Here is a 6,666-nt window from a genome sequence, read left to right as displayed (position 1 = left end):
GGCGGCTCGGGGCCAACCTGCGCGACGGCGACGTCGCCGCCCGCCTCGGCGGCGACGAGTTCGCGGTGCTGATGTGGGCCACGCCCGAGGAGGCGATGGTCGCCGGCCGGCGGCTGCTGGCGGTGCTCAGCGAGCCCTACGAGACCGAGGACGGTTCGGTCTTCCTCTCCGCGAGCGTCGGCGTCGCCGACTCGCCCGCGCCGGGCGACACCGGCGAGCTGATGCGCGACGCCGATCTGGCCCTGCGGTACGCGAAACAGCGCGGCAAGAACCGCGTCGAGCGCTACCAGAAGCGCTACGACGAGTTGCTGCGCCGGCACAGCGTCCTGGAGAACGAGCTGCGGCACGCCATCGAACGCGAGCAGCTGCGCCTGGTCTTCCAGCCGGTCGTCGCGCTGCCGTCGATGCGGCCGGTCGGCGCCGAGGCCCTGCTCCGCTGGCACCACCCGGAGCTGGGCGCGGTACGGCCCGACGAGTTCATCCCGGTGGCCGAGGAGTCCGGGCTGATCAGCATGATCGGCTCCTGGGTGCTGGACCAGGCCTGCCGGCAGCTCGCCCAGTGGCTGGCCGGCGGCCACGACGTCTGGGTGTCGGTCAACATGTCACCCAAGGAGCTGCACGCCGCCGACTACGCCGCGCATGTCGCCGAGGTGCTGGAGCGCTACCACGTGCCTCCGCAGCGCCTGGTCCTCGAAGTGACCGAGCACGCGGTGGCCACCGACATGGACGAGCTGATCCGCCGGCTGTGCGAGCTGCGGTCCACCGGCGTACGGATCGCGCTCGACGACTTCGGCGCGGGCTACTCCTCACTCGGGCAGCTGCGCAACCTCCCGGTGGACATCCTGAAGATCGATCACGCGCTGGTCGCCGAGCCCGAGTCGCGCACCGGCACGGCGGCGCCGCTGGTCGACGTGGTCGTCCGGCTGGGCCACCGGCTCGGCCTGGAAGTGCTGGCCGAGGGCATCGGCACCCCGGCGCAGCGGGCGATCGTCGAGGAGGCCGGCTGCCGGCTGGGCCAGGGGTCGCTGTTCGGCTGGGGCGTGCCCGCCGAGCACCTGGAGGCCCAGCTGGAGACCGTACGGTCCTCCGGCGCCCGCCCGGTCCCGGTCCAGCGGGCGCGTCCGCCGGTGCCGCCCAGCGCGCCCGCCCGCAGTCAGGTGATCATGCTGGGCCCGGGAATGCGGCAGGTCAGGGCGCTCCTGCCCACCGACCCGGCCTTCGTGACGGAGGACGGCTCGCGAACGGGTGACCAAGATGTGAGATCAGTTGACGCACCCCGTGAGATGGGGCAGTCTTAGCCGCATGTGCTTGTCGTCCCGAGTACTTATGTGAGCGCACTGTCCCTCGATCACGAGAGATGACAGTGCGCTAGGTCCCGTGCTTCGGCACGAGGACCTTTTTTGTTGCTCCGGGACCGTCCAGGCTCACCCATCCCGAACGAAGGTCTGAATCGCCATGACAAGACCCACACCCGAGACCCTCGCCCACCGTGCCACCCCGGCCACCGTCGCCGCGGCAGCCGGCACCCCGGCCGTAGCCACGGTGTCCCCGACCCCCGTCAGCGGGGCCGGCTCGCTCGTGCGGTCGCTCGAGGCGCTCGGCGTCGAGGTGGCGTTCGGGATCCCCGGCGGGGCGATCCTGCCCGCCTACGACCCGCTGTACGACTCCAAGGTCCGGCACATCCTGGTCCGCCACGAGCAGGGCGCGGGGCACGCCGCGACCGGCTACGCGCAGGCCACCGGCAAGGTCGGCGTCTGCATCGCCACCTCCGGCCCGGGCGCGACCAACCTGGTCACCCCGATCGCCGACGCCTACATGGACTCGGTGCCGATCGTCGCGATCACCGGCCAGGTGGCCCGGCCCGCGATCGGCACGGACGCCTTCCAGGAGGCGGACATCCAGGGCATCACGCTGCCGATCACCAAGCACAACTTCCTGATCCAGACGCCCGAGGAGATCCCGCGGATCATGGCCGAGGCGTTCCACCTCGCCCTGACCGGCCGTCCGGGCCCGGTGCTGGTCGACGTCCCCAAGGACGTGCTGCAGGCGGCGACCACCTTCGCCTGGCCGCCCACCCTGGACCTGCCCGGCTACCGGCCCACGCTGCACCCGCACGGCAAGCAGATCCGCGAGGCGGCCCGGCTGATCGCCCAGGCCAAGCGCCCGGTCCTGTACGTCGGCGGCGGCGTGCTCAAGGCCGGTGCCACCGACGGGCTGCGCAAGCTGGCCGAGCTGACCGGCATCCCGGTGGTCACCACGCTGATGGCCCTGGGCGCGTTCCCCGACTCGCACCCGCAGCACCTGGGCATGCCCGGCATGCACGGCACGGTCCCGGCGGTGTACGCGCTGCAGAAGGCCGACCTGCTGGTCACCCTGGGCGCCCGCTTCGACGACCGGGTCACCGGCAAGCTCGACTCGTTCGCCCCGGACGCCAAGGTCGTGCACGCCGACATCGACCCGGCCGAGATCGGCAAGAACCGGCACGCCGACGTCCCGATCGTGGGCGACGCCCGGCACGTCATCGACGAGCTGATCGCGGCGGTCTCCGCCACGGCGGGCGGCACCGCGGCGTACGAGCCGTGGTGGGCGCAGCTCAACGACCTGCGCGAGCGCTACCCGCTGGGCTACGACGAGCCCACCGACGGCACCCTGGCCCCGCAGTACGTGATCCAGCGGATCGGTGAGCTGGTCGGCCCGGAGGCGATCTACGTGGCCGGGGTCGGCCAGCACCAGATGTGGGCCTCGCAGTTCATCAGCTACGAGAAGCCGGGCACCTGGCTCAACTCGGGCGGCGCCGGCACGATGGGCTACGCGGTGCCGGCCGCGATGGGCGCCAAGGTCGGCCGCCCCGACACCGCGGTGTGGGCGATCGACGGCGACGGCTGCTTCCAGATGACCAACCAGGAGCTGGCCACCTGCGCGCTGGAGGGCATCCCGGTCAAGATCGCCGTCATCAACAACGGCAACCTGGGCATGGTCCGGCAGTGGCAGACCCTGTTCTACGAGGGCCGCTACTCCAACACCGAGCTGGGCACCCACAAGCACCGCATCCCCGACTTCGTGAAGCTGGCCGAGGCGCTGGGCTGCGTGGGCCTGCGCTGCGAGTCGAAGGCCGACGTGGACGCCACCATCAAGGCGGCCATGGAGATCAACGACCGCCCGGTGGTCATCGACTTCACCGTCGGCAAGGACGCCATGGTCTGGCCGATGGTCGCGGCCGGCACCAGCAACGACGAGATCATGTTCGCCCGGGACGTGCGCCCGGCCTTCGACGAGGACGACCTGTGACCAGTATGAACAAGCACACCCTGTCCGTGCTCGTGGAGAACAAGCCCGGTGTGCTGGCCCGGGTGTCCGGCCTGTTCTCGCGGCGCAGCTTCAACATCGATTCACTGGCGGTGGGCGAGACGGAGAACCCGGACGTCTCCCGCATCACGATCGTGGTCAACGCCGACTCCTCACCCCTGGAGCAGGTGACCAAGCAGCTCAACAAGCTGGTGAACGTCCTGAAGATCGTCGAGCTGGACCCGCAGCAGTCGGTCCAGCGCGAGCTCCTGCTGGTCAAGGTGCGGGCCGACCGCACCGTGCGCGGCCAGGTGCTCGAGACGGTCGAGCTGTTCAGGGCAAAGGTGATCGACGTCGCACCGGACACCCTCACGATCGAGGCGACCGGCAACCCCGACAAACTCGATGCGTTGCTGCGCGACCTCGAGCCGTACGGCATCAAGGAAATGGTCCAGTCCGGCCTGGTCGCGATCGGCCGCGGATCCCGTTCCATCACCACCGGCCCGGCGCTCCGCGCCGCCTGAGTTACAGAGGATTTATCAATGACCGCGGAAGTGTTCTACGACGACGACGCCGACCTGTCCATCATCCAGGGACGCAAGGTCGCCGTTATCGGGTACGGCAGCCAGGGCCACGCGCACTCGCTGTCGCTGCGCGACTCGGGCGTCGACGTGGTGGTCGGCCTGAAGGAGGGCTCGAAGAGCCGCGCCAAGGCCGAGGAGCAGGGCCTCAAGGTGCTCACGCCGGCCGAGGCGTCCGCCTGGGCCGACGTGATCATGGTGCTGGCGCCGGACACCGCCCAGCGGAAGATCTACGCCGAGTCGATCGAGCCGAACCTGACCGCCGGCAAGGCGCTCTTCTTCGGTCACGGCCTCAACATCCGGTTCGAGCTGATCAAGCCGCCGGCCGACGTGGACGTGGCGATGGTCGCCCCCAAGGGCCCCGGCCACCTGGTCCGCCGCCAGTACGTGGACGGCAAGGGCGTGCCCGCGCTCATCGCGGTGGAGCAGGACGCCAGCGGTGGCGCCCAGGCGCTCGCGCTGTCGTACGCGAAGGCGATCGGTGGCACCCGGGCCGGCGTCATCAAGACCACCTTCAAGGAGGAGACGGAGACCGACCTCTTCGGCGAGCAGGCGGTCCTCTGCGGCGGTACGGCCGCGCTCGTGCAGACGGGCTTCGAGGTGCTCACCGAGGCCGGCTACGCCCCGGAGATCGCCTACTTCGAGTGCCTGCACGAGCTCAAGCTGATCGTCGACCTCATGTACGAGGGCGGCATCTCCCGGATGCGCTACAGCGTCTCCGACACCGCCGAGTTCGGTGACTACGTCAGCGGCCCCCGCGTGATCAACGCCGGGGTGAAGCAGGAGATGAAGAAGATCCTCGCCGAGATCCAGTCCGGCGAGTTCACCAAGGCGCTCATCGCCGACGACGAGGCCGGCGGCACCCGCCTGCAGCAGTACCGCAAGGAAGGCGCCGAGCACCCGATCGAGGTCACCGGCAAGAAGCTGCGCGACATGATGAGCTGGGTCGACCGGCCGATCACCGAAACAGCCTGACCTTTTCCGACCGGCGAACGCCGGATCGCAGCGCCGCCAGGGGCCGCGATCCGGCGTTTTTGCGTAACCATTCGACTACCTGAAACATGGGCGTTACGTCCCGCTTACCAAAGCGGCGTCGTCATCGAATTGTGTACTGTTCGGGCGCGGTGGACTAGACAGCAGCGGGTAGATTCGCCGCATGCGACTGGCTGATTCTTTTCGGAGCGAGCGCTTCGGCGCAGTCCGGATCCACGAGCTTCAGAGGGTCATCGAGCTGGACTCGGGTGCCCTGGGCGACGCCTTTTCGGCGGGCAGCCGAGTCGTGTCCTTCGAAGCTTTACGCGCAGTCGAGTCGCAAATGGTAATCGTCGTGCCCTGCATGAACGAATCACGAAGCGTCATCGAGGGCGTGCTCTCCGGAATTCCGCATGACTGCCTCATTGTGCTGGTCTCCAACAGCGACAAGCTGCCGGTGGACCGATACGAGATCGAGGCGCAGACCCTCGAGCAGTTCTGCCGGCTGGCCGGCCGCTCGGCGATCAGCGTGCACCAGAAAGACCCCGGACTGGCCGCCGCGTTCAAGGCCGCCGGGATGGAAGAGTTGATCGGCGAGGACGGTCTGGTCCGGGCCGGCAAGGGCGAGGCCATGCTGATCGGGATGGCGCTGGCCGCGATGACGGGCCGCCGCTACCTCGGCTACGTCGACGCCGACAACTACGTCCCCGGCGCGGTCCACGAATACTGCAAGGCCTACGCGGCCGGCCTGCACCTGGCCGACAGCCCGTACTCGATGGTCCGCATCTCGTGGCACTCCAAGCCGAAACTCCGCGAGGGCAGACTGTTCTTCAGCCGGCGCGGCCGCAGCTCCGAGATCACCAACGAGTGGCTCAACCGCTTCCTGGCCGAATACTCGGGCTTCGGCACCGAGGTGATCGCCACCGGCAACGCGGGCGAGCACGCGATGACCCTGGACCTGGGCCTGAAGCTGCGGCTGGCGGGCGGCTTCGCCGTCGAACCGTACGAGTACATGGACCTGTTCGAGCAGTTCGGCGGAATCCTGGAGAGCGCCAGCCCGGACGTGATGGCCAGCTCGGTGCCGGTGCTGCAGATCGAGACCCGCAATCCGCACTTCCACGACAACAAGGGCGAGGAGCACGTGCAGGGGATGCGGATGCAGGCCCTGAACGTGGTCTACCACTCGCCGGTGACGCTGCCGTCGGTCCGCCAGGCGATCATCGATTTCATGGTGGCGCAGGGGGCGCTCGAGGTGGGTCAGGAGCCGCCGCGGGAGCGGGTCTATCCGCCGGTGGGGAGTTTGGATCTGGAGCTGTTGTATGACGGGCTGGATGCTGAGGCGTTGACCTTCCGGCAGTTTGATGGGCGGGCGTCGGCGGGATATGCGGCGGCGCCGCCGATCGAGCGGCACTGCATTCCGCGGCCTACGGTCTGAGTCGCGCTCGCCCTGCTGGTCCGCGGCCGGGACCGGCTGCGGGCCGGGGTGGCCCTGACCGCCCGGGCCTGCCACTGCGGTGCGGCCTGCTTGCTCAACGGAACCGCCCACCGCTGGGCAGCCCGCCGCGGTCGTGGCCCACCGCCTATTGCTGGTCGGCTTCACCGGGCGGGCGCGGCCTTACCGCGCGGGCGCGGCCCCACCGCCTATCGCTGGTTGGCTTCACCGCGTGGGGCGGCTTCACCGCGTGGGGGCGGCTTCACCGCGTGGGCGCGGCCCCACCGAGCGGGCGCGGTGGACTGCTGCGGTGCGGCCTACTGCTGGGGCGCAGCCGGGTGCTGCGGTGCGGTCGGATCGGCCGGTCTGATCTGCTCAGTCGGCGCCTGCTGAGCC

General features: G+C 69.7%; 5 protein-coding genes. All 5 read left to right on the top strand.

Annotation, left to right across the window (positions count from 1 at the left end; translation table 11 throughout):
- Window positions 1-1,298 (top strand): bifunctional diguanylate cyclase/phosphodiesterase (locus AB0C29_RS27005; RefSeq protein WP_360825528.1); only part of this gene is annotated, 1,298 nt, incomplete at its 5' end.
- A gap of 157 nt (window positions 1,299-1,455) precedes the next feature.
- On the top strand, window positions 1,456-3,288 hold the full coding sequence (locus AB0C29_RS27000) for an acetolactate synthase large subunit (protein ID WP_360825525.1): 1,833 nt from the start codon (window positions 1,456-1,458) through the stop codon (window positions 3,286-3,288).
- Between the two features lie 5 nt (window positions 3,289-3,293).
- Window positions 3,294-3,809, top strand: coding sequence for an acetolactate synthase small subunit (ilvN, locus tag AB0C29_RS26995; protein WP_023561968.1), 516 nt, complete (start codon window positions 3,294-3,296; stop codon window positions 3,807-3,809).
- Between the two features lie 18 nt (window positions 3,810-3,827).
- The gene (gene ilvC, locus AB0C29_RS26990; protein WP_360550107.1) at window positions 3,828-4,841 is read left to right on the top strand and encodes a ketol-acid reductoisomerase; all 1,014 of its coding nucleotides are present in this window, start codon (window positions 3,828-3,830) and stop codon (window positions 4,839-4,841) included.
- 181 nt (window positions 4,842-5,022) lie between these two features.
- On the top strand, window positions 5,023-6,273 hold the full coding sequence (mpgS, locus tag AB0C29_RS26985) for a mannosyl-3-phosphoglycerate synthase (protein ID WP_360825522.1): 1,251 nt from the start codon (window positions 5,023-5,025) through the stop codon (window positions 6,271-6,273).
- Window positions 6,274-6,666: the final 393 nt, after the last annotated feature.

Source organism: Actinoplanes sp. NPDC048791 (genome assembly GCF_040650095.1).
Taxonomy (GTDB): Bacteria; Actinomycetota; Actinomycetes; order Mycobacteriales; family Micromonosporaceae; genus Actinoplanes.
This window is presented reverse-complemented; position numbering and strand designations above follow the sequence as displayed.